Genomic DNA, 3,597 nt, shown 5'->3' on the forward strand with positions numbered 1-3,597 from the left:
TGGTGTTCTATCGCGACCTCGAAGCCAATCAGTGGGTGGTGCCGAATTCGGGCTACCACATGAAGATCAAGCCGGCGGACCGGCTCGCGACCTTCCTCGACGATGGTGCGTACGATCTCGTTCCCCTGCCCAGCGTCACCGCCGATCCACTGAAATTCCGCGCGCAGAAGCGCTATGTCGATCAGCTCAAGGAAAATCGTGCCAAGACCGGCTACGACGATTCCGTTCTGGTCGCGACCGGCAAGCTCTATCAGCGCCCCGTCACCGTCGCCGTGCAGGACTTTGATTTCCTCGCCGGCTCTCTCGGCATGGCCGGGGGACAGGCGATCGTCACCGGGCTTGAAACTGCTGTCGAGCGCAAGACGCCTTTCGTCCTCTTCGTCGCTTCCGGCGGCGCCCGCATGCAGGAAGGCGTGCTGTCGCTGATGCAGATGCCGCGCACCACCGTTGCCGTGCTGCGCCTGCGTGAAGCTGGCCTGCCCTTCTTCGTGGTTCTCACCAATCCGACCACCGGCGGCGTCACCGCCTCTTATGCGATGCTGGGCGACGTCCACATTGCCGAGCCCGGTGCCCTCATCGGTTTTGCCGGCCAGCGCGTCATCGAGCAGACGATCCGCGAGAAGCTCCCCAAAGGTTTCCAGCGTTCGGAATACCTTTATGAGCACGGCATGGTCGACATGGTCGTCCACCGCCACAACCTGCGCTCGACGATCGGCTCGCTCGCCAGCATTCTGACGCGCGGCCCGGCCAATGACGAGCTCTCGGGTTCGAGCAGCAAGGCCGTTGCCATCCAGACCAGCCTCCGCGACGCGGCCGTTGCCGCCGAGGGCGACCACGATCTGGTGCCCCCCGCCGCACACGCCGAATAGGCCCTTTACCGGCGTTTAACCACGCTCGCCTAGCCTCGCAAAAAATAGCGCGCCCGCCGAGAGACAAAATCGGGAGGGTGCGCCTTTGCGAGGACAAAGATGCGCCGCTTCTTCCTGCCGATCGCCCGAAAACTCCCCCTGGCCCTGCTTGGATCGGCGCTGCTCGTCAGCGTCGGCGTCGGCCTTGCAAGTTATCTCATCGGTTCGCAGGCGCTGCGTGCTTCGGCGGAAAACACCCTCGCCACCCTCGCTTCGTAACGCGCCCGTCAGGTCACGTCCTATATTCATGGCGTCGAGGAAGACCTCGTCGCCACTTCGCGCTCTGCCGATACCCAGCAGGCCCTGCGCGACTTCGCCGGCGCCTGGCTGCAGTTCAAGGTCGATCCAACCGCCGAAGTCAGAAAACTCTATGTCGACGACAATCCCAACAAGAGCAATCTGTCTGCCCTCGACACGCTGGGCACGACCGGCGCCTATGACGTCACCCACACGCGCTTCCACCCCGCTTTCCGCAACAAGGCGACGGCCCGGAGTTATCGCGATTTCTACCTGATGGATTTGAAGGGCTTTGTCGTCTACTCGCTGACCAAGGGTCAGGAATTCGGCACCAGTCTCGCCGAAGGCAGCCCGTTGGCATCGACCGGCCTCGGCCGCGTCTTTGCTGGGGCTGTCGCCATCGAAAACGACGATGACATGGCCTTTGCCGACTATGAGGCCTATGCCCCCGCCGCCGGCCTTCCAGCGAGCTTCTTTGCCAAGCCGGTCTTCAACGCCCAGGGCCGCAAGATCGGCGTCGTCGCCTACCAACTACCCTCGACCGTACTCGATGGCGTCGTCGGCGACCGCACCGGTCTCGGCGATACCGGCGAAGTGATCGTCGTCGGCTCCAATGGCCTCCTGCGCTCGGATTCCATTTTTAGCGCCGACAATGATGCGCTGGTGACCGGCTTCGCCGGCCCCGTGCTCGATGCTGCCATTGCCGGCGGCCACACGATCGGGGAAACCACCGATTATCGCGCCACACCCATGCTCGTCGCCGGCGCGCCCATCGCCACCAAGGGCGCGCCCTGGGCAGCTGTCGCAGTCATGGCACAGGATGAGGTGCTCGCGCCCGTCGCGCAGATGCGCAACATGATGTTCGCCATCGGCGCAGGCCTCCTTGCCATTGTCGCGGTCCTCAGCCTTCTGTTCTCGCGCTCCATCACCAAGCCGATCACCCGGCTTACCGGCACGATGGAAACCGTTGCCGCCGGCGATTTCGATGCCGAAGTGCCCGGCACGACGCGCAGCGACGAACTCGGCGCCATGGCCCGTGCCGTGGAAGTGTTCCGCGAGAACGGCCGCAAGATCAGCCAACTCACCGAGGCCGAGGCCGCCCAGGCCCTACGCAATCAGGCGGAACGCGCCGAGATGATGGTGACCCTGCAACGCGCCTTTGGCGACGTTGTGGAAGCCGCCGTATCAGGCGATTTCACCCATCGCGTCGAGGCCAAATTCCCCGATGCCGAACTCAATACCCTCGCCCGCTCGGTCAACCGCCTCGTCGAAACCGTCGACCGCGGCCTGTCGGAAACCGGCTCCGTCCTCTCGGCCCTTGCCGACACCGACCTCACCCATCGCGTCAATGGCGACTATCAGGGCGCCTTTGCCCGCCTCAAGGACGACACCAATGCCGTGGGCGAACGTCTTGGCGATATCGTCGGCCAGCTCCGCGCCACCTCCAGCACGCTGAAGCGCGCCACCGGCGAAATTCTGTCGGGTGCGAACGATCTCTCCGAGCGCACGACCCGCCAGGCCGCGACCATCGAAGAAACCTCGGCCACCATGGAGCAGCTTGCCTCGACCGTGCTCGACAATGCCGGCAAGGCGGAAGCGGCCAGCAAGAAGGCCCGCAGTGTCTCCCTCGCCGCTGAAGAGGGCGGGGACGTGATGAACGAGGCCACCAAGGCCATGGACCGGATCACCGCCTCCTCGGCCAAGATTTCCAACATCATCGGGCTGATCGACGACATCGCCTTCCAGACCAATCTGCTTGCCCTCAACGCCTCGGTAGAAGCGGCGCGCGCAGGCGAAGCCGGCAAGGGCTTTGCCGTGGTCGCCGTCGAAGTGCGACGCCTCGCCCAATCCGCTGCCAGCGCCTCGGCTGACGTAAAGCTGCTCATCGAGCAATCGGCAACGGAAGTGAAGGGCGGGACCCAGCTCGTGGGCGCTGCCGCCGGCAAACTCGCCGGCATGCTCGACGCCATCCGCGAGAACACCGCGGACCTCGAAGCCATAGCCAGCGGCAGCCGCAGCCAGGCCTCCGCCATCGGCGAAATGACGACCGCCGTCCGCCAGATGGACGAAATGACCCAGCACAATGCGGCGCTTGTCGAAGAAACCAACGCCGCGATCGAACAGACCGAGGGTCAGGCCGTTCGCCTCGATCAGATCGTCGAACAGTTCACGGTTTCGGCAGCTCCCCTGCGCGAAGCCGAACCGGCGCGCGGCATCAAGGGCGTGCAGGACAAGCTGAAATCGGTCGCCAGTACCTACCTCCGCCGCAGCAGCGGCAATGCCGCGCCAAAACTGGAAGACTGGTCGGAGTTTTAGGCTAGGCCCAGCGCCTGCCGGGTCGCCCCCTCCCATCGTCCCCCATCAAGGAGGAGGTGCTGCATCCAGTTTTCGGCACGTTCTGCTCACAACCGCTGTCCCTTCACCTCCCCCTTGATGGGGGAGGTCGGGAGGG

3 protein-coding genes are annotated in these 3,597 nt (G+C 64.6%); all 3 read left to right on the forward strand.

Annotated elements, in window-relative coordinates:
• A partial coding sequence (locus J0I64_RS03370) for an acetyl-CoA carboxylase carboxyltransferase subunit beta (RefSeq protein ID WP_291406209.1) occupies positions 1-869 on the forward strand: 869 nt, incomplete at its 5' end.
• A gap of 99 nt (positions 870-968) precedes the next feature.
• Positions 969-1,127, forward strand: coding sequence for a hypothetical protein (locus J0I64_RS03375; protein WP_291406210.1), 159 nt, complete (start codon positions 969-971; stop codon positions 1,125-1,127).
• Between the two features lie 294 nt (positions 1,128-1,421).
• Entirely contained in the window at positions 1,422-3,461 is a 2,040-nt protein-coding gene (locus tag J0I64_RS03380; protein WP_291406211.1) for a methyl-accepting chemotaxis protein, read from the forward strand.
• The last annotated feature ends 136 nt before the right edge of the window (positions 3,462-3,597 follow it).

Source organism: Devosia sp., from assembly GCF_017307565.1.
Classification (GTDB): Bacteria; Pseudomonadota; Alphaproteobacteria; order Rhizobiales; family Devosiaceae; genus Devosia.

What these genes read in the sequence shown, in the direction of transcription:
- J0I64_RS03380 (WP_291406211.1), top strand. Translation starts at nt 1,422, where the DNA reads ATGGATTTGAAGGGCTTTGTCGTCTACTCGCTGACCAAGGGTCAGGAA.
- J0I64_RS03375 (WP_291406210.1), top strand. Translation starts at nt 969, where the DNA reads ATGCGCCGCTTCTTCCTGCCGATCGCCCGAAAACTCCCCCTGGCCCTG.